Below are 22958 nucleotides of genomic sequence, written 5' to 3'. Positions count from 1 at the left end.
CGTTTTCACATCTAACCTGGGACGTGTTTTACCGGCTTGATCAGACTTTCGGCAGGAATTCCAAACATTTCATGCAGCTTCCAGATCATTGGCAATGTCAGCGCTCGTTTGCCATTCAGCACCTCATAAACCCGATTTTGGCGACCAATCGCAGGCACTAGATCGGCTGCCGATAGCCCGGACTGTTCCATTCTGAAACGAATGGCATCGACCGGATTAGGCAGGTCCACGGGGAAGTGCTTCGCTTCATAGGCCTCGATCAAGGTGATCATCACATCAAAATAATCACCTTCCGGCGTGCCGGGTTCGGGCTCATTGTCGAATAGCGGGGAAACAGACTTGAGCGCGTCTTTGTAGTCCTGCTCAGTGTGGATAGGTCGGATATTCATGGGTTACTCCGTTTCAACGGTATCGGCGTCTATCGTGTCGTACTGCTTATGCGTGCCGACAAACTTGATATAGAGAGCGCCGTAGCGGTAAGCCACAGCGACCACGAGCCGGTAATCGTTGCCTTTGATATTGAAGACGACCCTTCGGCTCTTGAGAATGCTGACGTTTCGAAACTGCTCCTTGATCTCTGTCGGGTTGGACCAGTCGGCGTTTTTTGCTTCGTCTATCCAGGCGAGTAGTGTCTGTTCAGAATCAGGGTACTTCTGCCAAAACGCCTTGAGTTGGCTGATCGCGATAATTCTCATGGGAGGATCCTAGTCCCGCGATGGGACTTGTGCAAGCGGGGGGCTAGTACAACCATTTTTTTCTTGTCGCCTGTAGCTATCAAAGAAATTTTCCACAGAAGAAATTTCCCTCGTAGCTATGCATGATCGGCCCCAGGAACATGAAAGGGCCGCATGCGTACAGGTAGGACGGAGGCGGTCGTGACTGGCAAACGGGCAGTTTCAACGGCAGTGGCAACCCAACCCAAAGGGTCATGCCACACCATTCGCGTTCGGTTTCTTTCGCGGATGATTCCCGGTGACCTGGAACGGCTTCGTTTTTTTCATCGGGGACTGAAAGTTGGGCACCGACACAGCCAGCCAGGCAGGTGATCACTACAAAGGCGAGTAGAGTTTTTTCCATTTCAAACCGACTTGGGGGGAAGTTTTCGACGTTCTCAGTATTGTCGTTCGCCGGTGTTGTGCTCGTGAGTAGCACAAATAACTTATTGATATTTATGACTACTCGTTTCCCACTTGCGCCAGCGAAACGCTGACACCTAGCCAGCGTCGCAATGTCAGCCGCCGTGATCTGCGTCGGGATAGACGCTACTCAGGCGTCAGCTCCAACACCCGACTTCTGCCACCCTCGGCCACCAGATACGTCCCACGCCCGCTCGGCACAATCGACTGGGGGGCTTTGAGGAACGACAGAATGGTCTGCTGGCGCCCCTGCTTATCAATCAGCAGCAACCGCGCCCGGTGCGTGGCATCTTCGTTGATCCACAGCCCGCGCTCGTCGCACATCAGGAAGGTCGGCTGGTTCAAGTTGCTCAGCACCACCGGGTCGCTGCCGTCGGCAGTCAGTTCACGCACCACGCCCTTGCTCTTCTCGTTGTAGAGCAGGCGCCCGTCCGTGCAGCGCACGATGGCTTCGCCTTCCTGCACCTGGTCGCGCACTACGGTCAGCGATTGGTCGCTCCAGCGGTAGCGCAGCAGGCGCCCGGCCGGCTTGCGGTCTTCGATGGCATAGAGGTCATCGCCCTCAACCCACAAGCCTTGCACGCTGTCACCCTTGAACAGTTCGGTGACCACGCCGTCCTTGTAGAAGCTGACGGGCAAGTCGGCGGACTCCTGGCTGAATAACCAACCGCCACGGGTTGGCACCATGCCGTCGGGTTTCGACAGGTTGGCCACCACCACCTCACGCGAGCCGTCGGGGTGGATGCGCACGATGCTGCCCTTGCCTTTGTCGAGTTCCTGGCTGACCACCAGCGAACCGTCCGACAACGGCATCAGCGATGCCGCTTTCGCCACGTCGCGATGTACCACTTGCACGTTCCAACCGGCCGCCGCACTCACGGGGTAGAAGCTTTGCCAGGCGAAGAAACCGAGGGCGGCGATCACTGGAGCACCTGCAAGACAGGCCCCGCGTCGCCAGAGACGCAATGGGTTTTTGTTATTGGATGCGGTGGTCATTGATCGCTCAGTCAATTGGATTCGGCATGCAGACTACGCAGGTGAGGGGTTTTTTTAAATGCGCGTAGGCCTGTTGTCGGGATATTCGTACGATACTGTCCGGCAAATCGACCTCACTGGCCCCTCCTCGTGATCATCAACTTCGACCTCAACGATCTCCAAGCCTTTCGCGCCGTGGTGGACAAGGGCAGTTTTCGCGGCGCCGCCGAGGCTATCCGGATTTCGCAGCCAGCCCTCAGCCGGCGCATCGAAAAACTGGAGTCCGCCCTCGACGTCAAGCTGTTCGAACGCACCACGCGGCGAGTCAGCCTGACCATGGTCGGGCGCGCGTTCCTGCCGCAGGTGGAGCGCATGCTCGACGACCTCGACATCGCGCTGATGGGCATCAGCAACGTGGCCTCGACGCGCATGGGCAACGTCACCATCGCCTGTGTGCCGTCTACCGCGTACTACTTCATGCCCCACGTGATCTCCGAATTCCACAAGCTGTATCCGAAGATTCGCCTGCGTGTGCTGGATGCCAGTGCCGGCGAGGTGTGCAATGCGGTGGAAAGTGGCGAGGCGGATTTCGGCGTGAGTTTCAGCGGCAGCCTGGCCGACGAAGTGGAGTTCGAGTTGCTGTTGCAGGAGCGCTATGTGCTGGCCTGTCGTCGCGATCATCCGCTGGCGGGGCGCGAGAGCGTGCCGTGGGCCGAAGCCTACGAGCACGACTACATCACCGTGGACAAGACCTCCGGCAACCGTTTCCTGCTGGATCAGGCGCTGCGTGGCGTGCGGGTGAAAAAGCCGAGCATCTGCGAGACGCACCACGTGACCACCATGATCGGCCTGGTGGAGGCGGGGCTTGGGGTGGCGATGGTGCCATCGATTGCCATGCCGGCGAACGAGCATCCGATTCTGGTCAGCGTGCCGCTGGTGGAGCCGCAGGTGATGCGCAATGTGGGCTTGATCAAACGCCGCGGGCGGACATTGCCACCGGCGGCGCTGGAGTTGGAGCGGTTGGTGCGGGAGATGCCGTTTCGGTCAGCGTGACACCGAGTCCAGCCCGGTGGACTGCACCACCGGTTGTGCTGCGGGCGAGGCGAGGAATTGCAGCAGCGCCTTGGCCTCGGCCGGATGTTCGGCATTCACCGGAATGCCCGCCGCAAAACGCGTCACCGATTGCACGTCTTCCGGGATCTTGCCGACGTAAGTCACCCCCGGCACCGGTAACAATTCCGCGACCTGTTGCAGACCGACTTCGTAGTCCCCCTTGGCCACCACGGAGGCCACCGGGATGCGTTCGATCATGTTGCCCTTGGCCGGCATGCCGAGTTTGTGGAACAACTCCTTCTGCACATACACGCCGCTGGCGCTGTCGGAATACGCCACCGACTTGGCCTGGCTGAGCACGGCCTTGAGTTCGGCATCGGTGCCGATCGCCGGTTTGGCCGCGCCGGCCTTCACCACCAGGCCGATGCGCGAGTCCGCCAGTTCCACGCGGGAGGCCTTGTCAACCTTGCCTTGTTTGATCAACTCATCGAGGGCATAGCCGACCATGATCACCACGTCCGCATGTTCGCCACGGGCCAGGCGGTTGGGAATCGCTTCCGGCGCCTTGCCCATCGACGGGCCGAGGATGGTGTCCAAGGTGTCGCCACTCTGCTGGGCATACTGCGGGCCCAGCAGTTTATAGGCAGCGGTGAAGCCGCCGGAGGTCATCACCTTGAGCTCTTCGGCCTGGGCCGTCAGCGCCAGCGCGCCGAAAGCCAGGGCCATCAGGGGCATAAGCTTCATTACGAAGCCTCCTGCATCACCTGCCCGCGCGTGTTGGCGCGGCGATACAACGCCAGGGTCGAGCACAGGGCGCAGGCTGCCGCGAACATCATCCAGTAGGCCGGCGAGGCCTTGTCTGCGGTGATGTGGATGAACCAGGTGGAGATCGCCGGGGTGAAGCCGCCAAAGATCGCGGTCGCCAGGCTATAGGCCAGGGAGAAACCCGCCACCCGCACTTCCACCGGCATGATCTCGGTGAGCGCCGGGATCATCGCGCCGTTGTACATGCCATAGAGGAAGGAGAACCACAGCAGGGTCTCCAGCATATGGGCAAAGCTGGGCGCGTTGACCACGTAGGACAGCGCTGGATAAGCCGTCAGAACAGTCAGCGTGGTCATGGCGATCAGCACCGGCTTGCGGCCGAAACGGTCGCTCAGGGTGCCGCCGATGGGCAGCCAGACAAAGTTCGACACGGCCACCAGCAACGTCACCAGCAACGCATCGGAGGTACTCAGTTGCAGCACGGTCTTGCCGAAGGTCGGCGCGTACACGGTGATCAGGTAGAACGCGGTGGTGGTCATCGCCACCATGAGCATGCCGCCGATGACCACGGTCCAGTTCGTCACCAGGGTGGCCAGCACTTCGCGCATGGTCGGGCGATGCTTGCGGTTGGCGAACTCTTCGGTTTCCTGCAGGTTGCGGCGCAGCACAAAGATAAACGGAATGATCACGCAACCGACGGCAAACGGAATGCGCCAGCCCCAATCGGCCACCACGGCCGGTTCCATCCACACGTTCAAGCCATAACCCAGCGCGGCGGCGACCACGATGGAGATCTGTTGGCTGCCCGATTGCCAGCTGGTGTAGAAGCCTTTGCGGCCCGGGGTGGCCATTTCCGCCAGGTACACCGACACACCGCCGAGTTCCGCACCGGCCGAGAAGCCTTGCAGCAGGCGGCCCAGCAGCACCAGCAGCGGGGCCCACAAGCCAATGGTGTGATAACCCGGCACCAGCACGATCAGCAGCGTACCGCTGGCCATGATCGACAGGGTCACGATCAACCCTTTGCGGCGGCCGACGTCATCGATGTAGGCACCCAGAATGATCGCGCCCAGCGGACGCATCAGGAAGCCCGCGCCGAACACGGCGAAGGTCATCATTAATGACGCAAACTCATTAGCGGCGGGGAAGAACGCGGCAGCGATGTAGGTGGCGTAGAAACCGAACAGGAAGAAGTCGAACTGTTCGAGGAAGTTGCCCGAAGTAACGCGAAATACCGCGCCAACTTTCGAGCGGGCAGCGTCGGGCCTGGTAGGGCTAGTCATGGTTTTGTGTCTCCAGCGTTCTTTTTGAAGTGCTTGTTTCGCCTAAGACCTAGGATAGTGGCTGACACATTTAGAAATGATAAGTGACAATTTTGGATGGATTAATGCGCATTGGCTATCAATCGCCAGACCCGTCGAAAAGGCCGGCCCTGTTCTATGCTTGAAGGTGCGACCCATTCTTAAGGACAGGAGATGGACATGACTGACGAACAGAAACCACGGGAAGCGCCAAAGGCTGAGCAGCCTCGGCGACGAGAGGAAGAAAAGCCACAGACCTGGAAGCATCCGGATGACGGTACAGAACTTTCCGAACGGGATCAGGAGCGGCCGCTCAAGCCCTGATCCGTCAGACAGCGAAGGTCATTCCTGTGGGAGCTGGCTTGTGTGGGAGCGGGCTTGCCCGCGATAGCGGAGGGTCAGCTATGAATTCATTGGCTGACCCTCCGCCATCGCAGGCAAGCCAGCTCCCACAGGGGCTCTATGTTCAGCCCTGAATGGGGGTACACAGCTCCACCAATGTGCCATCCGGGCAACGCACATAAGACACCACTTGCCCCCAAGGCTTGGCGCTCGGGGCCGACAACTCGGTGGCGCCCTGCGCAAGAGCGTTGGCATGGGCGACAAGCACATCTTCAGTCACAAACCCCACCTCCATGCCCAAGGGTTGTTTGGACGCATGCGCCTGCACATGCCCGCCCTTGAAATTCATCTCGCCCAGTTCATGCGCGGCAAACGAAAGGGTGGTCTCACCGGTTTCCAGCTCACCGTACGTCCCCGACTCATGCAGGAAACGGCGACTGAAACCGAAGGCCTTTTCGAAAAATTCCAGGGAGGCGGCCACGTCGGGCACGTAGAGGATGGTGTACGCAAATTTCATGATTCAGCGTTCCTTGCTCAAAGAGTGACAGTAAGTTGGGTTATGAGACCAACAGCGCAATGGGAAACCCCCAGGCCAGCACCAGGAAAGCTAACAGTGCCGCCAGGCACAAACCGACAAATACCCGCAGCAATGTCCTCACCGTGGGGTGTGCGACAAATCGGATAACCCACAGGCAGAACCCGGCCACGACAATGGCCAAGGCAATAATGACCAGCACGATGGTGTTCCTGTGACCCGGGAAAGCTGATTTATAGTCCCAAAGCCCTCCGATGAACAGTGTGCACATAGACGCAGCCCCACGGGCTTTCTAAACTGCGGCTTGTCTTGGGGAAGGGGCAGGCGCCGATGAATCGCAATGAATTACGCAAGGCCGACATCAACCTGATGGTGGTCTTCGAAGCACTGATGCTGGAGCGCAACGTCACGCGGGTCGCCGAAAAGCTGTTTCTCGGCCAGCCCACCATCAGTTCGGCGCTCAACCGTTTGCGCACCTTGTTCAACGACCCGCTGTTCATTCGCGTCGGCCACCGCATGGAACCCACGGCGCGCGCCGAGGAAATCATCCAGCACCTGTCGCCGGCCCTGGATTCGCTGTCGTCGGCCTTGAGCCTGACCCACGACTTCGACCCGTCCATCAGCACCATGACCTTTCGCATCGGCCTGTCCGATGATGTCGAGTTTGGCCTGTTGCCACCGTTGCTGCGCAGCTTGCGCCAGGAAGCGCCGAATGTGGTGTTCGTGGTGCAGCATGTGGACTACTGGCGCATTCCCGATCTGCTCGCGTCCGGTGACATCACCGTGGGCATCACCCAGACCCGTGGCCTGCCGGCGAATGCCAAGCGCAAGCTGCTGCGCCATATCCTCCCGCGCATCCTGCGTGCCGACGCGTCCGACACACCGCTGACCCTCGATGAATATTGCTCACGCCCCCATGTGCTGGTGTCCCACACCGCCAACGTGTCGGGTTTTGCCGATGAGTGGCTGGCGGAAATCGGTCGCAAGCGCCAGGTGGTGTTGTCGGTGCCGCAATACAGCGCGTTGCCGGCGCTGCTGGCCGGCACCGACCTGATCGCCAGCCTGCCGGACTACACCGCCGAGGCTATGGCCGTGTCGGGCCACTTGTTTTGTGAGCCGTTTCCGTTCGAGACGCCGACCCTGGATTTGTCCATGGTCTGGCTCAGCCATGTGGACACCGACCCGGCCGAGCGCTGGGTGCGCTCACGGCTGGAAGCGTTTATGAGTGACCGGGGGCAGGCAAGCCAAGCCTGAGGGTTTTATCCGTGATATATCTAGGAATCTTCCCACGTTTGTCTCGGAGCCACCCATGCCACACCTGCACCTGGAATACACCGCCAACCTGACAGGCCTTGCCGTTGAGAAAACCCTGTTGCGGCTCAATAACGTGCTGATGGTGTCTGGCCAGTTCGGGTCCGAATTCGATATCAAAAGTCGAGCGGTCAAGGTTGAGACTTTCCAGGTGGGCACGTCCCTCGATCCACGCGGCTTTGTCGCGGTGAAGTTGTCACTGCTCAGCGGTCGCTCGCCGCAGGTCAAGAAGCAGTTGTCGGAAAGCCTGCTGGCAGCCTTGCAGGATCTGGGCGACTGGCCAGAGGGTATCCAGGTTCAGCTGAGTGTCCTGCTGGTAGACATGGATCGCGATTCCTACAGCAAAGTCGCCATCGGCTGATGGATTACAACAAGCCCTGATCCGCGCACACCTTCACCACCTGCTCACGAAACCAGGTATTGGCACTGTCCTGTTCACTGGTTTCATTCCACTGCATGTCCAGGGTGAACCCCGGCAACCCGTTGGGCGCTTCGCAATGGCCAAACACGCTGGCCGGTGCCAGCAGTTTTTGCACGCGGCGCGGCAGGGTCACGATGAAGTCAGTGCCGGTGATCATCTTCAGCGCCGCGCCGTAGCTGTTGGCGCGGGCGATCACCTGGCGCTTGTGGGCCTGGCGCCCCAGCCAGCCGTCGATCATGTTGGTGTCGGACGTCCACGGCGTGGGAAACACATGGCGCCGTTCGACAAAGGATTGCAGGCTGAACGCCGGCTCCCTCGGCGCTGAGCGCTTGTCGAACACACACACCAGGTCGTCTTCCAGCAGCATCTGCGTCTTGAAGTCTTTGTGGGCGCGGTGAAAGTTCGGGCCGAAGCAGATCACCAGGTCCAGGCGGCCTTCACGCAGGTCGTCGGCGGGGATGTCGGTTTCCAGCTTCTGCACATTGACGATCACCGGCAGGTCGGCGCGGTCGAAGGTCTTCAGCAGGCGCGGCAGGATCAACTGTTCGAAGTATTCCGGCGCGCACACATTGAAGGTCACCGCCTTTTGCGTCGGATCGAACGCCTGGCCACCGGCGTGGCACAGGTTGATGCTTTCGAGGATCTTCTGCACATGGCCATACATGCTGGTGGCCTTGTACGTCGGACGCATGCCCGCCCGCGTGTTGATAAACAACTCATCTTCAAAACTGGTGCGCAGTTTCTTCAGGCTGTAGCTCACGGTGGACTGGCTGACGAACAACGTTTCGGACACATCGGTAACGCTGCTCTGGTCGTAGACGGCGATAAACACCATCAGGTCCTGCATATCGAGCTTTCTGAGCAAGTTACTGTTTAACATCGGTTTCGTCCGTAAACCCGTTGTACCGAACTCAGTACAAGACAGCGCAAAAGCTTAACGGAACGGTCGTGCCATTAGAAAGCTCTGTAGGGCGATTCTATGTTTGGCGTGGGACAAATACTGTTAGCAACACGACCTCAGCGGATATGCCGCGCGTAATGCTGGGGATTGAAGCGTGTGACGATCAGCAGCATCACCACCACCACCGCCGTCAGCGCCCACCAGGCCCATTCGAAGCTGCCCAACTGGTCACGGATCATCCCGGCGATCAGCGGTGACAAGCCCGCGATCAGGTAGCCGATACCTTGCACAAAGGCCGTCAGGCCGCCGGCGCGGCGCGGGTTGTCCAGGTGGTCGAGGGACAGGATCAGGCTCATCGGGAACAGGCCGCCAATGCCCAGGCCCAGCAGGCACGGCCACAACAGGCTGAGGTGTTGCGGGCTGAGGATCAGGCCGCAGAAGCCGAGGATGATCAGCACCAGCAGCACCGCGACCACGCCGCGTTTATCCTGGCGCCGGTTGGCGATGGCCGGGGTGACCAGGCCGGAGACCACTTCCATCGCGGTCAAAAAGCCCAGCAGCAAACCGGCGTTCTGTTCACTCCAGCCTTGCTCCACGTAGTACGGCGCCAGCCAGGCGAGTACGCAGGTGTAGGACGCCGTACCGAGACCAAAAAAGATCGCCAGCAGCCAGGCGCGCCGGTTGCCGAAAAACGACTCCTGCTGAGCGGAACCGGCCTGTGGCAACGGCGGCAATGCCGCGCGTTGCGCGTACCAGAACACCAGCGCCAACCCGGCGAGCACCGCCCACACCGCCAGGCCGATCCGCCAGCTGCCGGTCTGCACCTGCACGAACGGCGCGAACGACGCCGCCAGCGCCGCGCCGCCCATGATGGCGGTCACGTACAAACCCATGAACAGCGAAACGTTGGCGCTGAACCGCGACTTGATCAGCGCCGGCATCAACGCCTGGATCAAGGCAATCCCGACCCCGGCGGCAATCGCGCTGACGATCAGCTCCAGCGCCGAATCCAGGAACAGCCGCGACAGCGTCGCCACGCCAATCACCACCAGCGACAGCACAATGCTGCGGTGCTCACCGAGGCGCCTGGCCACGCCCATGCCAAAAAACATCGCCAGCCCCATGGCCATCACCGGCAACATGGTCAGCAGCGCGGCGCTGCTGAAACTCAGCGGCACATCGCCACGAATCGACGACAGCAACGGGCCCACGGCCGCCATCGACGGACGCAGGTTAAGGGCGACCAGCACCACGCTGATCATCAGCCAAACGGCGGTGGTGGGTTTTGCCTGAACGTTTTCCATGGGCCTGCCTTGAATGAGCGAGGGCGAATCAGGCCATGGGCGGGGCAGGGGGGGCAAATGAGAAAGTCGCAGGCACTATTGAAAAAATGCGGGTCTCTGAAACACCACTTCTCTAAATGTGGAAACTGGTTTATGTGGGAGCTGGCTTGCCTGCGATAGCGGTCCATCAGTCAACATCTCCAGCGACTGATACACCGCTATCGCAGGCAAGCCAGCTCCCACAGTTGTTCCTCATTTCACAGGGGGATTTTCGGTGTCAGATGGATCTGATCACATGCTTGATCTCCTGAAACGCCGCCAACCCCCACGGCCCCAGCTCTCTCCCGATGCTGCTCTGCTTGTAGCCGCCCCACGCCGTCTGCGGGAAGATCACCTGCGGCGCGTTGATCCACACCAGCCCGGCCTGCAAGGCATTGGCCACGCGCTCGGCGGTGTCGGCATCGCCACTGACCACGCTGGCCACCAGGCCGAAATCGCTGTCGTTGGCCAAGGCAACAGCCTCGTCCTCAGTGGCAAAACGTCTGACACACAACACCGGGCCAAAGATTTCTTCGTTCCACAACGCACTGTCCAGCGGCACCTCGGTGAACACCGTCGGCCGAATGAAAAAGCCTTTCTCCAGCCCCGCCGGACGCTCCCCGCCACACAGCAACCGTGCGCCGTCCTTGATGCCGCGCTGGATATGCCCGAGCACCCGCTGGTACTGCGCGCGGTTGATCAGCGCGCCCATTTCCACGTCGTCGGCAAAGGGGGCGGCGACACGAATGCCTTCAGCCCGAAGCTGCAAACGCAGTAGGAATTCGTCCGCCAAATTGTCAGCCACCAACACACGACTGGTCGCCGAACACATCTGCCCGGCATTGAAAAAGCCACCGCCACACGCCAGCTCCACGGCCAGGTCGAGGTCGGCATCGGCCAATACCAGTAGCGAAGATTTACCGCCCAATTCCAGGCTCACGCCCTTGATGGTTTCGGCCGCGCGTTGCATCACCTGCACGCCCACCGCGTTGCTGCCGGTGAAGGAAATCTTCGCCACCCGAGGGTCCGCCGCCAGCGGTGCGCCCACCGCCAGGCCAGTGCCGCATACCAGGTTGAACACGCCCGCCGGCAAGCCCGCGTCGGCGATGATCCGCGCCAGTTGCAGTTCGGCCAGCGGCGTGACTTCCGACGGTTTGAGCACCACGCAGCAACCGGCGGCGAGAGCCGGTGCCAGTTTCCAGGCGGTGGTCACCATCGGGAAATTCCACGGCACGATCAGCCCGACCACGCCGCAGGGTTCACGGCGCAGACGTGCGCTGAAATCCGTATTGGGCAGTTCCACTGGGCGGTCTTGCTCGGCATCCATGTCTTCGGCGATAGCGGCGTAGTACTCGAAGGTGGCGATCACGTCATCCACATCGATACCCGCTTCGAATAGCGGCTTGCCGTTGTTGCTCGATTGCAGGTGCATCAGTTGTTCACGCTGCGCGCCCACGCCCTCGGCGATCTTGCGCAACAGCGCGGCGCGATCACGCCCGGTGCTTTTCGACCAGTCGGCAAAGGCGGCACTGGCGGCATCCACCGCCAGTGTCACCGCTGCGGCGTCGCCCCCGCTGACGTGCGCCAGCAGCGCTTCGGTGGCCGGGTTGATCACCTCCAGCACCTGGTTGCCTTCACGCCACTCACCGTTGATATACACACCGTTCATTGCGCCACCGCCTGCATCCAAAGTGTCTGGTCGATTTCAATCAGCGTCGGCCCCTGGCGATCCGTGGCGGCGCGCAAGGCGCTGCGCAAATGCTCAATGCCCTGGATGCGTTCGGCGGTGCAACCGAGTGCCTGGGCCACGCCGATAAAGTCCGGGGTGTAGATGTCCACGCCGACCGGTTCGATGGCGCGGTTGACCATGTATTTCTTGATCTCTTCGTAGCCCTGGTTATTCCACAGCAGCACGATGATCGGCGTGCGCGCTTCCACGGCGCTGGCCAGTTCCGCCAGGGTGAATTGCAGACCGCCGTCGCCGATCAGGCACACCACCGGTTGCCCGTCGCCACGCCCCAGCCACGCGCCGATGGCGGCGGGCAATGCGTAGCCCAGGGTGCCGTAGCCGGTGGACGAGTTGAACCAGCGGCGCGGGTGGTCGAGGTTCAGCGTGAGGTTGGCGCTGTACACCGGTTGGGTGGAGTCGCCGACGATGACGGCGGCGGGCAGCTCTTGCAGGACGGTGTCGAGGAACAGGGTTTGCGCGCGGGTGGCGGCGTCCCAGGTGGGCGCCAGTTCCGCCCACAATTGCGCGACACGCTGCGCGCCCCAGTGGGTTTCGCGCGGTGCCAATGGCTGGCTGCTCAATGCCTGTAGCAGCGCCTCGGCGGCGATCTGCGCGTCGGCCACCAACGCCACCTGCGGCGGGTAGTTGCGCACGGTCTGGTCGGCGTCGATATCGATACGCAGCAAGGCGCCGGGGATCTTGAAGCCGCCGGCAAAGGTGACGTCATAGTCGGTCTCGGCCAGCTCGGTGCCGATGGCCAGCACCACGTCCGCTTCGGCCACCAGGGCGCGGGTGGCGACCAGGGTTTGGGTCGAGCCGATCAGCAACGGATGGGTCGACGGCAACATGCCCTTGGCGTTGATCGTCAGCGCGACCGGCGCGCCAAGCGCTTCTGCAAGCTGGGTCAACGCGGGCGCTGCATCGATGGCGCCGCCACCGGCCAAAATCAATGGCCGCTTGGCCGCCGCCAGCAACTGGCTCATCTGCTTCACCGCCGCCGGCGCGGCCCCTGCGCGCGCCACGCTGGCCGGCTCACTGCCCAGCAGCGCATCGGCGTTTTCCACCAGCACATCCAGTGGAATCTCGATGTGCACCGGTCGCGGTCGCCCAGCCTGGAACAGCGCAAACGCCCGCGCCAACACACCGGGCAACTCCGCTGCCGACATCACCGTATGGGAGAACGCCGCCACCCCGGCCATCATCGCGCCCTGGTTCGGCAGCTCATGCAACTTGCCCCGCCCGCCGCCCAATTGGCTGCGCGATTGCACGCTGGAAATCACCAGCATCGGGATCGAGTCGGCATAGGCCTGGCCCATGGCCGTGGTGATATTGGTCATGCCCGGGCCGGTAATGATGAAACACACACCGGGCTTGCCGCTGGTGCGCGCGTAGCCGTCGGCCATAAAACCGGCGCCCTGTTCGTGGCGCGGGGTGACGTGACGGATGCCCGAGCGGGCCAGGCCGCGATACAACTCCACGGTGTGCACGCCAGGGATGCCAAACACCTGGTCCACGCCGTAGCCTTCGAGGAGGTTGACCAATACTTCGCCGCAGGTCGCCATTGAGGTCGCTCTTGTTAGGGATTCGAGGCGGTATTGGAGCGGTTGGCCGGTAGCGGCAACAATCGATAAAAAGTCATACTAGCCATGTCCTCACGTCATGGCTGAACCGCGATGAAACGCCTTCCACCGCTGCCCGCGCTGCACACGTTCTGGGTTACCGCGCAGTGCTGCAATTTCACCCGCGCCGCCGAGCAACTGCACATCACCCAAGGTGCGGTGAGCCGGCAGATCGCCGGGCTGGAAAGCCATTTGGGCTACGCCCTGTTCCAACGCCAGGCGCGCGGCTTGAGCCTCACCGACGAAGGCCGCGAATGGTCACTGCGCGCGCAGCAGGTATTCGGCCTGATCGGTGACGCCGTGGAACAGATCGGCCGTCGCCGCCAGACCCTGCAACTCAAGGCCTCCACCTGCGTGATGCGCTGGCTGCTGCCGCGCCTGATGCAATGGCAAAAGGAACGCCCGGACGTGCCGGTGGAACTCACCACCACCGTGGCCTACAGCGTGGATTTTCGCCGCGAACAATTCGACGCGGCGCTGGTCTACGCGCCCATCTTCGAGCAACCGGGCGAGGCGCGGCATTTGTTCGATGAGCAACTCACACCGGTCTGCGCGCCCGCATTGCTCGGCGACTTGCAGCGCCCGCTGGATTTGCAGCAACAGGTGCTGCTGCACCCCACGCGCGACGAGCGCGATTGGGCGTTGTGGCTGAAAGCCGCGAACACGCACTTGAGCAACCTGGCCCAGGGGCATCATTTTGAAACCCTGGATCTGGCGATGACGGTGGCGTCCCAGGGCTCGGGAGTGGCGATTGGCGACAGTGCGCTGATTGGCGAGGATGTGAAGGCGGGGCGGTTGGTGATGCCGTTTGAATTGAGGGTGCCGACGGGGATGGGGTATTACCTGGTGTACCCGCCGGGGACGGCGCCGTCGGAGGGGCTTGAGGCTTTAATGGATTGGTTGGTCAGCGAGGCACAATCTTCACAACACTGAGCATCCAAGTGTGGGAGCTGGCTTGCCTGCGATAGCGGCCTGTCAGTCAACACAGAGGCAGCTGACCCACCGCCATCGCAGGCAAGCCAGCTCCCACAGTTTGACCGGTGCAAACCTGATCTGGCCTGTGAACCCAATCCCCTGTGGGAGCGGGCTTGCCCGCGATGGCGGTGTATCAGTCACACCAGCCCCACAGTTTTCGACCGCGTTGTGTCAGTAGCCCACGGTGAAGCGTTGGCGCGAGTGTTTTGGCGATTCCACTTCATCGATCAACGCAATCGCATAGTCGGCAAAGCTGATCCAACTGCGGCCTTCACTGCTCACCAGCAAATCATCCTGGCCCACGCGGAATTTACCCGTGCGCTCGGTCTCCACAAACTCCGCCGACGGCGACAGGAAGGTCCAATCCAGTTCCTGCTCCTGGCGCAGCGCTGCGAGGAAGTCAGCACCCGCACTGGCTTCCGCCTTGTACTCCGGCGGAAAGCCCGGGCTGTCAATCACACGGCTGCCATCCGGCAGCAACAGCGAACCCGCGCCGCCCACCACCAGCAGGCGTTTCACCCCGGCTTTTTTCACCGGGCCGATCACGGCGCTGGCGGGCAGGGTGGCGAAGTGTGCGGCGCTGATCACCACATCGTTGCCGCTGACCGCGTGTTGCAGGGCCTCGGCGTCCAGCGCGTCGACCTGTTTGACGGTGACGCCCGGGCGTGGGGCGAGCTTGTCGGTATTGCGGGCGATGGCGGTGACGGTATGCCCACGACGCAGCGCTTCTTCCAGCAGTTGGCTACCGGCACGGCCGGTGGCACCAATGATTGCAATCTTGCTCATGACGTTCTCCAGTTCGTTAAGGGTTTAAAACCATTCACCACTTCATTTCGCCCTTGGCGACTTTGGCGCTGAGTTCCAGCGAGCTTTCGTCGGCGAGGGTCGGGTAACGCTTTTTCATGGCCGCGATCAGGGCCGCGGAATCCTTCGCTTTGGCCGTCTCGATGTCGAAGGCCTTGATGTAGTCGGCGGTAAAGGCCACGGATTTCAGCGTCGGGGTGCCGAGGTAGTGGCCCGGGATCACGGTCTTTGGTTTCAGCTGTTGGATGCGTTGCAGTGTCGCCAGCCAGTCTTTATGGGACTGCGCGCTCTGGGTGTCGGCCATCCACAGGTGGATGTTCTCGGCGACGACCACGCCACCGATCACGGCCTTGATCGACGGAATCCACACAAAGCTGCGGTCCGGCTGCGCGCCGTCGAGGCCGATGACTTCCAGTTGCTGGCCTTCGAGGCTCAGGCTGTGGCCGGGCAGCACGTCCGGCACGATGGTTTTGGCCGGCTTGTCGGCGCCCATTTTCGGGCCCCAGAATTCCAGCTTGCCGGCGACGGTGGCCTTGATGTGATCGACCACCGGTTGCGGCGCCAGCACCTTGGCGTCGGGGAACGCGGCGGTGAGGGTGTCGAGGCCGAAGTAGTAATCCGGGTCACCGTGGCTGATGTAGATGGTGGTCAGGTGCTTGCCGCTGGCGCGGATCTTCTGCACCAGCTGTTCGGCCTGGGCCTTGCCGAATTGCGCGTCCACCAGGATCGCGTCTTTCGCGCCGCTGACCAGCACCGAGCTGACCGGGAAGATCGCGGCTTCGCCGGGGTTGTACACGTCGAGGGTCAGGTCGGCCGCGGCCGCATGGGCGGCGAACGCCAGGGCGGCGGTGGCCAGGGTCAAGCGTTTGAGGGTGGACAGCATCGGGCAGCTCCAGCAGTCGATTCAAAGGATGCACAGAGCTTAGTTGCACCAAACGCAACTAAAAATGCGATGCTGGGACATAGTTTGTTTCTGAAATCGGGCAGATCATGGATCGTCTTCAAGCAATGCGCGTGTTTGTCACTGTGGTGGACCTGGGCAGCCAGTCCGCCGCCGCCGACCATCTGGACCTGTCGCGCCCGGTGGTCTCGCGCTACCTGGCGGAGCTGGAAGACTGGGTCGGCGCGCGCCTGCTGCACCGCACCACGCGCAAGCTCAGCCTGACCGCCGCCGGCAGCGAAACCCTGCCGCGTTGCCGGCAACTGCTGGAACTGAGCTGCGACATGCAGGCCGCCGTCAGCGAACCGGATGACGCGCCCCGTGGCCTGTTGCGCCTGAGCGTGAGCACCTCGTTCGGCCAGGCGCAGTTGGCCGACGCCATCGCCGACTACGTCAAGCGCTTCCCGCTGGTGACGGTGGACATGCAAATGCTCGACCGCACGGTGAACCTGGTGGATGAACGCATCGACCTGGCCATCCGCACCAGCACAGACCTGGACCCCAACCTGATCGCCCGGCGCCTGACCGTCTGTCGGTCGGTGGTGTGTGCCAGCCCTGCGTATCTGCTGGAGCATCCGGCGCCGCAGAAAGTCGAAGACCTCGCGCGGCACAACTGCCTCACCCACTCCTATTTCGGCAAAAGCCTGTGGCATTTCGAAGAGGGCGGTGAGCACGTGTCGGTGCCGGTGCACGGCAATATCACCGCCAACGAGGCCAGCACCCTGTTGCGCGTGACGCTGGCCGGGGCCGGCATCGGCATGCTGCCCAGTTATCAGGCGGGTGATCACATCCGCCGTGGCGAACTGGTGCGCCTGCTGCCCGCGGCCGAGCCCCGGCAGATGAACATCTACGCGGTGTACGCCTCGCGCAAGCATATGCCGTCGGCGTTGCGCAGCCTGTTGGATTTTCTGGTGGAGAGGTTTCCGCAGGAGCCTGCGTGGGACGTCGGTCTCTGAGCCAATATAAGCAGATTGAATAGGGGCCAATAATGGCAACTCGCCCTGGCTGGCCTATGCTTTAAACAGCACCCTGTAGTCCCGCTCAGAGGTCTGTGCCATGAGCATTAAAACCAGAAAGTACCTGATGATTTTCTCCCTCTGCGCGGTTGCCAGTGCGCTGTACGGCACTGCCGCCTACCGCGTCGAGCAAACCCGCATGCAGCCGAGCTTTGCGATCAGCTGTCATCAGGACCAGTGTGTACCGCATACCGGCAGTTTCAGCGCGTTGCGCTAGAAATTGTGGCGATGAAGATCTAAATGTGGGAGCGGGCTTGCCCGCGATTGCGGTGTGCCAGCCAAAGCTGTTTCAACTGAACCACCGCTATCGCGGGCAAGCCCGCTCCCACACAAGCCAGTGCCCACCTTTTAGCTCGGTGTTACTTCGGCCTTCAATTGCTCACGAAACGCCTTCGGCGAAAACCCCACCCGTCGGCGAAACAGTCGCGAGAAGTTGGTCGGGTCGGAGAAACCCAGCACCTCGGACATCTCATTGATACTCATGCTGGTGTAAGTCAGCAGGCGCTTGGCTTCCAGCAACTGGCGGTCATGCATGATCTGCAACGCCGGTTGCCCACCCAACTCCCGACACGTGCCGTTCAGGTGTGAGACCGAGATCCCCAGCTTGTGGGCCAGATCCTCGATCTTCGGATGCTCGCGGTAATGCTGCTCGACCAGTTGGGTAAACCGCCGGAAATACTCGCGCCCGCGGGGTGCCCGTGGGTGGCGGCGCTGGATCGCCTGGCGGCTGATCCACACCAGCAGCACGCTGACCAGGGCATGCATCATCATGTCCCGCGCCGGTTGTTCATCGGCGTATTCGTCCTGCAGGCGGGCGAACTGGTGGTTGAGGTAGTCGCTGTCCTTGCCCGCCGGATAATTTCCCAGTGCCTGCAGGCCGTCTACCGTGGCCCCCAGTTGCGCCTGCAAGTGGCTGACCAGTGGCGCCGCCAGTGTCACCACATAACCCTCGACGTCTTCGGCAAACCGAAACCCATGCACGCACAGCGGCGGCAGCACTTGCAGCGTCGCTTCGTTGATCGTGGTGCGTTGGCCTTCGATTTCCAGGTGAGCCTGGCCTTTGTGCACATACAACAACTGGCACAGATCCGCGTGCCGGTGGGGCTGGATTTCCCACTGGTATTCCCGACTGCGCCGGGAAATGGTTTCGCAGTGCAACAAATCGGGGGTCGGCCATTGCTGATCCTCCCCGTAAAGCTTGAAGACCGGAATCGCGGTTTTGGTCATGGTTTCAATCCGATACCCAGGAGAGTGGTGCGGTAATCGCCCCGATTGGCAAAAAGCGCAGGCTTTGGCTCAGTTTTCACCTTCTTATGCCGGCCACTCAAGTGAAAAATGTCAGCCACAAGACCAATGACAACTCTTTCACTCAATCCGTTCGGGTTGAATGGACAGGCGATAAAAATAATGAAAACCCTGAAAACCCAAGTCGCCATCATCGGCGCCGGCCCCTCCGGGCTGTTGCTCGGCCAACTGCTGCATAACGCCGGTATCCAGACCCTGATCCTGGAACGCCAGAGCGCCGATTACGTGCAAGGCCGCATCCGCGCCGGGGTGCTGGAACAAGGCATGGTCGATCTGCTGCGCGAGGCGGGTGTGAGCCAGCGCATGGACCGCGAAGGGCTGGTGCACGATGGCTTTGAGCTGGCCCTGAACGGCCAACTCACCCATATCGACCTCAAGGCCTTGACCGGCGGCCAGTCGGTGATGATCTACGGCCAGACCGAAGTCACCCGCGACCTGATGAGCGCCCGCGCCGCAGCCGGTGCCAGCACGTTCTACGAAGCACGCAACGTGCAGCCCCACGATGTGAAAAGTGATCGGCCGTGGCTCACCTTCGAACACCAGGGCGAAACCTATCGCCTGGAGTGCGATTACATCGCCGGTTGTGATGGATTCCACGGCGTTGCCCGTCAGTCGATTCCGCAGGAATCACTGAAAATCTTCGAGCGCGTGTACCCCTTCGGCTGGCTCGGCATCCTCGCCGACACCCCGCCGGTGCACGCTGAACTGGTCTACGCCAAACACCCGCGCGGCTTTGCCCTGTGCAGCATGCGTTCGCCGACCCGCAGCCGCTATTACCTGCAAGTGCCGGTGGAGGAGCCGCTGGATGAGTGGTCGGACGCACGCTTTTGGGCCGAACTGAAAACCCGCCTGCCTGGCGAATTGGCTGAGCAGTTGGTGACCGGGCCGTCCATCGAGAAAAGCATCGCGCCCTTGCGCAGCTTTGTGGTGGAACCGATGCAGCACGGGCGCCTGTTCCTGCTCGGCGATGCGGCGCACATCGTGCCGCCCACCGGGGCCAAGGGCTTGAACCTGGCGGCGAGTGACGTGAGCACCCTGTACCGGATTTTGCTCAAGGTGTATGGCGAGGGGCGCGTGGACCTGCTGGAGAAATACTCGGCGATCTGCCTGCGGCGGGTGTGGAAGGCGGAGCGGTTTTCCTGGTGGATGACGTCGATGTTGCATCAGTTTCCCGAGGCGGATGGGTTCAGCCAGCGGATTGCCGAGAGTGAGCTGGAGTACTTCATTCATTCCGAGTCGGGGCGTAGGAACATTGCCGAGAACTATGTCGGACTGCCCTACGAAGCCATCGAATAATAGGCATATCGAAGATTCAACTGCAGGAACATGGCCCCTGTGGGAGCTGGCTTGCCTGCGATGGCATCAACTGGGTGTGCCTGATGTACCGAGGTGTCTGCATCGCAGGCAAGCCAGCTCCCACACAAGCCAGCTCCCACAGTTTTTGACCGCATTTCAATCTTGCTTAAGGGCTGTAGTACCCGACCGCCACCATGAAATGCCCGCTCTTGCGCAAATACGCATGCTTGTTCTCAACCTTGCCGGTCACCGGGTTCTTCCAGCGGTATTTGTATTCCCCCTGGTCCTGCTCGGCCATCAGCTTGAGGATCGGTTCGCCCACCGGCTTGCCGTCGGGGTCCTTGATCTTGCTGAAGTCGGTGTTGATCAGCCGCAGGTTGGTGCCATGGGCCACGTAGCGCCCGGTGTTGAGATCGACCACAAACACATACAGGTCATCCTGGAGGAAGCCGCCCTGCAAGGAATTGATCGCCTTGAGCGTGCCGGCCTCATCCTTGACCAGCGCGTCCACCGCCTTGTTGCGCAGCGCCCGCGCCTGTTCCGGGGTGGCCCGGGGCAAGTAGTAACCCACGGCGAGGATGCGTTCGCCGATGCGCTGGTAGAACACGTGTTTGTGTTCGACCTTGCCGTCGTTCCAGTTTTGCCAGCGGTAGTCGGCCTGCTGGATGCCTTGGCTTTCCGGCACCTTGAGTGCGTCCTTGAATGACTGGCGCAGATCCGGCCCGAGCACTTCGCTCACCTCACGCCCGATCAAGGCGGAAGAGGGCCCGCCGCTGGCCAGCAGCACGCCCTGGGTATCGACCACGAATACATAGCGGTCCTGGTCGATGAATTCGCCCTGGCGACTGAAGGCGGCGAACGCCTTGTCGCCCTGGGCCTGGTAGTACGCCAAGGCTTTTTCCAGCAAAGCCTTGGCGGCTTGCGCGTCCGCTTCCTCAACGGTTGCGGCGTGTACCTGGCTGCAACACAACAGCAGCAGCCAGGTGATGCGCAGCATTGCCTTCATGGTCCGTCCCTCGTTCTTGTCTGTGTGCCAAGAGCGTAGACGGTCGGCGCCGATTCAGAAGGGTTTGGTGGGCAGGTACTTGCCATCCAGGGTGATCACCGCGCGGGAGCCACCGTCCGGGTCTGCGACTTTCTTGATGTCCAGCTTGAAGTTGATCGCGCTGATGATGCCGTCGCCAAATTGCTCGTGCACCAGGGCCTTGAGGGTGGAGCCGTAGACCTGCAGCATTTCGTAGAAACGGTACATCGTCGGGTCGGTCGGCACGCCACCGGGGAAGCTGCCGCGCAGGGGCACGCTTTGCAGCAGGCGGCTGGCGTCCTGGTCGAGGCCGAGCTTGTCGCAGACCACGTCGGCGGCTTCTTTAGGCAATGGATGCTGGCCGAGCAGGGCGGCGGTGACAAACGCCAGGCTCAGGCCGGTGCCGTCGGTGAGGTCCTGCCAGGACAGGTTCTTGCGCGCCTTGAGGTCGATCACGGTATCGGCCAGGGCCAGGCGTGGGGTTTGTGCGAATTGAGCTTGCAACATGGTGATGTCCTCTGGGTTTGGAAAGGGGGTTCAGGCGTGAACCTGGGGTTGATCCAGCAGCGCGACGAAGCGCCCGCTGCGGTGGTCGAGGGCGTCGATGGCGCCGGTTTCGATGTCGTACACCCAGCCGTGCAGGGTCAGCCGGCCTTGTTCCAGCGCCAGGGCGACGGAGGGGTGGGTCTTGAGGTTGGCCAGTTGTGCCACCACGTTTTCGCGCACCAAGGCGTTCAAGCGTGCGGCGTCCGAGAGGTGGTCACGGGCGGCGTTGATCACCTTGGCCGATTCGGCGTGGCGCAACCAATTGGCCACGGCCGGCAGGTGATCCAGGCATTTGCAGGTAGAGATCGCGGTCATCGCGCCGCAGTCCGAGTGGCCGCAGATCACAATGTCGCTGACCCCCAGCACCGCTACCGCGTATTCGACGGTGGCCGACACGCCGCCAGGCTCCGGTCCGTAGGACGGCACAATGTTGCCGGCGTTGCGGATGACGAATAGATCGCCAGGTTCCTGCTGGGTCAGCAGCTCCGGGACGACACGGCTGTCGGAGCAGGACACAAACAAGGTGCCGGGGCTTTGGGTGGTCGCCAGGTGTTTGAACAGGTCGCTGCGTTGGGCAAAGGCTTCGCTCTGGAATTTGCGGAAGCCGTCGATGAGATGCTGCATGGTGATTCTCCTTGCGTCGCTGATGGGGCAAGGATGGAAGTTTTCAGCTATAGCGTCCAAGACCGGCTTGTTATAGTTTCTATAAGTCATGCCTATAGTTGGAGTGCCGTTGATGTTGTTGCGCCATATCCGTTACCTGCTGGCCGTTGCCGAGCATCGCAATTTCACCCGGGCTGCCGAGGCGCTGCATGTGTCGCAGCCGACCTTGTCGCAACAGATCAAGCAGCTCGAAGAAACCCTGGGTGCGCCGCTGCTGGACCGCTCCGGGCGCAGCATCAGCCTGACCGACGCCGGTGAGGCCTATGTGCGTTTTGCGCGCCTGGCCTTGCAGGACCTGCAGGCCGGCACCCGCGCCATGCATGACGTGCAGGACCTGAGCCGCGGCCACCTGCGCCTGGCGATGACACCGACCTTTACCGCCTACCTGATCGGCCCGCTGCTGGCGCGCTTCAACGCCCTGTATCCGGGGATCACGGTCAGTGTCGAAGAGCTGACTCAGGACCGCATGGAAGCCGCGCTGACCGAGGACGTGCTGGACATCGGCATCGGCTTTACCGGCGAACACCTGCCGGATATCGCGTGTGAGGCGCTGTTCGTCGAGGCGCTCAGCGTGGTCGTCAGCGCCAGCCATCCGGCGTTGCAGGCGCCGTCGTGGCTGGAACAGCCCATGGTGCTGTTGAACCCTGGCTTCGCGACCCGCCGCTATATCGATGATTATTGCCGCCAGCAGGGGGTGAAACCGCCCATCGCCATGGAGGCCAATTCCATCAGCGCGATCATTGAAATCGTGCGTAATACCGCGTTGGCCACCATCCTGCCCAGCGCGATTGCCTCGGCCCATCCGGGGTTGCACGCGGTGACGATCACCCCCGCGTTGCCGCAGCGCACGGTGGCCCTGTTGAGTCGCCAGGGCGCCTATCGCAGCGCTGCCTGCACGGCGTTTGTCGAGCTGATCAAGGCGACGGTGAATGTTTAGCCAAACTGCAACCAAACTCCGTCAACCCTGAATTTATCCAAC

General features: G+C 61.7%; 26 protein-coding genes. 9 read left to right on the top strand and 17 right to left on the bottom strand.

The genetic code is table 11. The features are described 5' to 3' along the window. Window positions 1-11: 11 nt before the first annotated feature. From B348_RS0111800 to B348_RS0111790, 3 genes are all read right to left on the bottom strand, one after another. Complete coding sequence (locus tag B348_RS0111800) at window positions 12-389, bottom strand: type II toxin-antitoxin system HigA family antitoxin (RefSeq protein ID WP_017736322.1); 378 nt, start codon at window positions 387-389, stop codon at window positions 12-14. 3 nt (window positions 390-392) lie between these two features. Further along, window positions 393-695, bottom strand: a complete 303-nt coding sequence (locus B348_RS0111795; protein WP_017736321.1) for a type II toxin-antitoxin system HigB family toxin — start codon at window positions 693-695, stop codon at window positions 393-395. A gap of 567 nt (window positions 696-1262) precedes the next feature. Beyond that, window positions 1263-2060, bottom strand: coding sequence for a hypothetical protein (locus B348_RS0111790; protein ID WP_017736320.1), 798 nt, complete (start codon window positions 2058-2060; stop codon window positions 1263-1265). Window positions 2061-2261: 201 nt separating this feature from the next. Here B348_RS0111790 and B348_RS0111785 point away from each other — a divergent pair, with 201 nt between their 5' ends. Beyond that, complete coding sequence (locus B348_RS0111785) at window positions 2262-3164, top strand: LysR family transcriptional regulator (protein WP_017736319.1); 903 nt, start codon at window positions 2262-2264, stop codon at window positions 3162-3164. Here B348_RS0111785 and B348_RS0111780 read toward each other — a convergent pair. Continuing rightward, complete coding sequence (locus B348_RS0111780) at window positions 3156-3908, bottom strand: substrate-binding domain-containing protein (RefSeq protein ID WP_017736318.1); 753 nt, start codon at window positions 3906-3908, stop codon at window positions 3156-3158. The genes B348_RS0111785 and B348_RS0111780 overlap by 9 nt on opposite strands. After that, window positions 3908-5212 carry an MFS transporter gene (locus tag B348_RS0111775; protein WP_017736317.1) on the bottom strand — a complete coding sequence of 435 codons (1305 nt, stop codon included), beginning with the start codon at window positions 5210-5212 and terminating at the stop codon, window positions 3908-3910. The genes B348_RS0111780 and B348_RS0111775 overlap by 1 nt, the downstream gene beginning before the upstream one ends. A gap of 198 nt (window positions 5213-5410) precedes the next feature. Between B348_RS0111775 and B348_RS1000000131755 the strand changes: the two genes are divergently transcribed. Further along, a complete protein-coding gene (locus B348_RS1000000131755) occupies window positions 5411-5554 on the top strand; it encodes a hypothetical protein (RefSeq protein WP_177325329.1) in 144 nt (47 codons plus the stop codon). A gap of 142 nt (window positions 5555-5696) precedes the next feature. On the opposite strand, the gene B348_RS0111770 is transcribed toward B348_RS1000000131755, so the two are convergent. Continuing rightward, entirely contained in the window at window positions 5697-6089 is a 393-nt protein-coding gene (locus tag B348_RS0111770; protein ID WP_017736316.1) for a VOC family protein, read from the bottom strand. A gap of 40 nt (window positions 6090-6129) precedes the next feature. Then, window positions 6130-6309 (bottom strand): hypothetical protein, encoded by a 180-nt coding sequence (locus B348_RS0111765; RefSeq protein ID WP_017736315.1) that lies wholly within the window; start codon window positions 6307-6309, stop codon window positions 6130-6132. Between the two features lie 128 nt (window positions 6310-6437). Here B348_RS0111765 and B348_RS0111760 point away from each other — a divergent pair, with 128 nt between their 5' ends. Both B348_RS0111760 and B348_RS0111755 read left to right on the top strand, forming a co-directional pair. After that, the gene (locus B348_RS0111760) at window positions 6438-7361 is read left to right on the top strand and encodes a LysR substrate-binding domain-containing protein (protein WP_017736314.1); all 924 of its coding nucleotides are present in this window, start codon (window positions 6438-6440) and stop codon (window positions 7359-7361) included. 55 nt (window positions 7362-7416) lie between these two features. After that, a complete protein-coding gene (locus B348_RS0111755) occupies window positions 7417-7779 on the top strand; it encodes a 5-carboxymethyl-2-hydroxymuconate Delta-isomerase (RefSeq protein WP_017736313.1) in 363 nt (120 codons plus the stop codon). Between the two features lie 4 nt (window positions 7780-7783). Here B348_RS0111755 and B348_RS0111750 read toward each other — a convergent pair whose 3' ends face one another. The 4 genes from B348_RS0111750 to B348_RS0111735 all read right to left on the bottom strand — a co-directional run bounded on the left by B348_RS0111750 (window position 7784) and on the right by B348_RS0111735 (window position 13353). After that, on the bottom strand, window positions 7784-8719 hold the full coding sequence (locus tag B348_RS0111750; protein ID WP_032864824.1) for a LysR family transcriptional regulator: 936 nt from the start codon (window positions 8717-8719) through the stop codon (window positions 7784-7786). A gap of 137 nt (window positions 8720-8856) precedes the next feature. Then, window positions 8857-10044, bottom strand: coding sequence for a cyanate transporter (locus B348_RS0111745; protein ID WP_017736311.1), 1188 nt, complete (start codon window positions 10042-10044; stop codon window positions 8857-8859). 256 nt (window positions 10045-10300) lie between these two features. After that, on the bottom strand, window positions 10301-11731 hold the full coding sequence (locus tag B348_RS0111740; RefSeq protein WP_017736310.1) for an aldehyde dehydrogenase family protein: 1431 nt from the start codon (window positions 11729-11731) through the stop codon (window positions 10301-10303). Continuing rightward, entirely contained in the window at window positions 11728-13353 is a 1626-nt protein-coding gene (locus B348_RS0111735; protein ID WP_017736309.1) for a 5-guanidino-2-oxopentanoate decarboxylase, read from the bottom strand. The genes B348_RS0111740 and B348_RS0111735 overlap by 4 nt, the downstream gene beginning before the upstream one ends. Window positions 13354-13464: 111 nt before the next feature. On the opposite strand from B348_RS0111735, the gene B348_RS0111730 reads away from it, so the two are divergent. Then, on the top strand, window positions 13465-14343 hold the full coding sequence (locus B348_RS0111730) for a LysR substrate-binding domain-containing protein (protein ID WP_017736308.1): 879 nt from the start codon (window positions 13465-13467) through the stop codon (window positions 14341-14343). Between the two features lie 213 nt (window positions 14344-14556). Here the strand turns inward: B348_RS0111730 and B348_RS0111725 are convergent, their stop codons facing one another. Both B348_RS0111725 and B348_RS0111720 read right to left on the bottom strand, forming a co-directional pair. Continuing rightward, window positions 14557-15171, bottom strand: coding sequence for an NAD(P)-dependent oxidoreductase (locus B348_RS0111725; RefSeq protein ID WP_017736307.1), 615 nt, complete (start codon window positions 15169-15171; stop codon window positions 14557-14559). A gap of 34 nt (window positions 15172-15205) precedes the next feature. Beyond that, window positions 15206-16072, bottom strand: coding sequence for an MBL fold metallo-hydrolase (locus B348_RS0111720; RefSeq protein ID WP_017736306.1), 867 nt, complete (start codon window positions 16070-16072; stop codon window positions 15206-15208). 107 nt (window positions 16073-16179) lie between these two features. Between B348_RS0111720 and B348_RS0111715 the strand changes: the two genes are divergently transcribed. Together B348_RS0111715 and B348_RS1000000131750 are read left to right on the top strand one after the other, a co-directional pair. Next, window positions 16180-17085, top strand: coding sequence for a LysR family transcriptional regulator (locus tag B348_RS0111715; protein WP_026136745.1), 906 nt, complete (start codon window positions 16180-16182; stop codon window positions 17083-17085). A 100-nt stretch (window positions 17086-17185) separates the two neighbouring features. Beyond that, a complete protein-coding gene (locus tag B348_RS1000000131750) occupies window positions 17186-17362 on the top strand; it encodes a hypothetical protein (protein ID WP_177325328.1) in 177 nt (58 codons plus the stop codon). Between the two features lie 131 nt (window positions 17363-17493). On the opposite strand, the gene B348_RS0111705 is transcribed toward B348_RS1000000131750, so the two are convergent. After that, window positions 17494-18372, bottom strand: a complete 879-nt coding sequence (locus B348_RS0111705) for a helix-turn-helix domain-containing protein (protein ID WP_017736303.1) — start codon at window positions 18370-18372, stop codon at window positions 17494-17496. Between the two features lie 189 nt (window positions 18373-18561). On the opposite strand from B348_RS0111705, the gene pobA reads away from it, so the two are divergent. Continuing rightward, window positions 18562-19746: a 4-hydroxybenzoate 3-monooxygenase gene (pobA, locus tag B348_RS0111700; RefSeq protein WP_177325330.1), complete on the top strand. Its 1185-nt coding sequence runs from the start codon at window positions 18562-18564 to the stop codon at window positions 19744-19746. 166 nt (window positions 19747-19912) lie between these two features. Here pobA and B348_RS0111695 read toward each other — a convergent pair whose 3' ends face one another. Genes B348_RS0111695 through B348_RS0111685 form a run of 3 tightly spaced genes read right to left on the bottom strand, consistent with a single transcriptional unit; the run spans window position 19913 to window position 21940 of the window. Continuing rightward, on the bottom strand, window positions 19913-20752 hold the full coding sequence (locus B348_RS0111695; RefSeq protein WP_026136744.1) for a cache domain-containing protein: 840 nt from the start codon (window positions 20750-20752) through the stop codon (window positions 19913-19915). A 54-nt stretch (window positions 20753-20806) separates the two neighbouring features. Further along, window positions 20807-21277, bottom strand: a complete 471-nt coding sequence (cynS, locus tag B348_RS0111690) for a cyanase (protein ID WP_017736300.1) — start codon at window positions 21275-21277, stop codon at window positions 20807-20809. A 30-nt stretch (window positions 21278-21307) separates the two neighbouring features. Next, window positions 21308-21940 carry a carbonic anhydrase gene (locus B348_RS0111685; protein WP_017736299.1) on the bottom strand — a complete coding sequence of 211 codons (633 nt, stop codon included), beginning with the start codon at window positions 21938-21940 and terminating at the stop codon, window positions 21308-21310. Window positions 21941-22052: 112 nt separating this feature from the next. Here B348_RS0111685 and cynR point away from each other — a divergent pair, with 112 nt between their 5' ends. Next, the gene (cynR, locus tag B348_RS0111680) at window positions 22053-22916 is read left to right on the top strand and encodes a transcriptional regulator CynR (protein ID WP_017736298.1); all 864 of its coding nucleotides are present in this window, start codon (window positions 22053-22055) and stop codon (window positions 22914-22916) included. Window positions 22917-22958 lie beyond the last annotated feature (42 nt).

The organism is Pseudomonas sp. CBZ-4 (assembly GCF_000346755.1).
In the GTDB taxonomy this organism is placed as follows: Bacteria; Pseudomonadota; Gammaproteobacteria; order Pseudomonadales; family Pseudomonadaceae; genus Aquipseudomonas.
This window is presented reverse-complemented; position numbering and strand designations above follow the sequence as displayed.

Bases quoted from the DNA above. Each gene is read 5' to 3' on its own strand.
- B348_RS1000000131750 (WP_177325328.1), top strand. From the start codon at position 17,186: ATGAGCATTAAAACCAGAAAGTACCTGATGATTTTCTCCCTCTGCGCG.
- B348_RS0111740 (WP_017736310.1), bottom strand. From the start codon at position 11,731: ATGAACGGTGTGTATATCAACGGTGAGTGGCGTGAAGGCAACCAGGTG.
- B348_RS0111775 (WP_017736317.1), bottom strand. From the start codon at position 5,212: ATGACTAGCCCTACCAGGCCCGACGCTGCCCGCTCGAAAGTTGGCGCG.
- B348_RS0111800 (WP_017736322.1), bottom strand. From the start codon at position 389: ATGAATATCCGACCTATCCACACTGAGCAGGACTACAAAGACGCGCTC.
- B348_RS1000000131755 (WP_177325329.1), top strand. From the start codon at position 5,411: ATGACTGACGAACAGAAACCACGGGAAGCGCCAAAGGCTGAGCAGCCT.
- B348_RS0111770 (WP_017736316.1), bottom strand. From the start codon at position 6,089: ATGAAATTTGCGTACACCATCCTCTACGTGCCCGACGTGGCCGCCTCC.
- B348_RS0111725 (WP_017736307.1), bottom strand. From the start codon at position 15,171: ATGAGCAAGATTGCAATCATTGGTGCCACCGGCCGTGCCGGTAGCCAA.
- B348_RS0111745 (WP_017736311.1), bottom strand. From the start codon at position 10,044: ATGGAAAACGTTCAGGCAAAACCCACCACCGCCGTTTGGCTGATGATC.
- B348_RS0111750 (WP_032864824.1), bottom strand. From the start codon at position 8,719: ATGTTAAACAGTAACTTGCTCAGAAAGCTCGATATGCAGGACCTGATG.
- B348_RS0111715 (WP_026136745.1), top strand. From the start codon at position 16,180: ATGGATCGTCTTCAAGCAATGCGCGTGTTTGTCACTGTGGTGGACCTG.
- B348_RS0111755 (WP_017736313.1), top strand. From the start codon at position 7,417: ATGCCACACCTGCACCTGGAATACACCGCCAACCTGACAGGCCTTGCC.
- B348_RS0111780 (WP_017736318.1), bottom strand. From the start codon at position 3,908: ATGAAGCTTATGCCCCTGATGGCCCTGGCTTTCGGCGCGCTGGCGCTG.
- B348_RS0111705 (WP_017736303.1), bottom strand. From the start codon at position 18,372: ATGACCAAAACCGCGATTCCGGTCTTCAAGCTTTACGGGGAGGATCAG.
- B348_RS0111685 (WP_017736299.1), bottom strand. From the start codon at position 21,940: ATGCAGCATCTCATCGACGGCTTCCGCAAATTCCAGAGCGAAGCCTTT.
- cynR (WP_017736298.1), top strand. From the start codon at position 22,053: ATGTTGTTGCGCCATATCCGTTACCTGCTGGCCGTTGCCGAGCATCGC.
- B348_RS0111760 (WP_017736314.1), top strand. From the start codon at position 6,438: ATGAATCGCAATGAATTACGCAAGGCCGACATCAACCTGATGGTGGTC.
- cynS (WP_017736300.1), bottom strand. From the start codon at position 21,277: ATGTTGCAAGCTCAATTCGCACAAACCCCACGCCTGGCCCTGGCCGAT.
- B348_RS0111720 (WP_017736306.1), bottom strand. From the start codon at position 16,072: ATGCTGTCCACCCTCAAACGCTTGACCCTGGCCACCGCCGCCCTGGCG.
- B348_RS0111730 (WP_017736308.1), top strand. From the start codon at position 13,465: ATGAAACGCCTTCCACCGCTGCCCGCGCTGCACACGTTCTGGGTTACC.
- B348_RS0111695 (WP_026136744.1), bottom strand. From the start codon at position 20,752: ATGAAGGCAATGCTGCGCATCACCTGGCTGCTGCTGTTGTGTTGCAGC.
- B348_RS0111795 (WP_017736321.1), bottom strand. From the start codon at position 695: ATGAGAATTATCGCGATCAGCCAACTCAAGGCGTTTTGGCAGAAGTAC.
- B348_RS0111735 (WP_017736309.1), bottom strand. From the start codon at position 13,353: ATGGCGACCTGCGGCGAAGTATTGGTCAACCTCCTCGAAGGCTACGGC.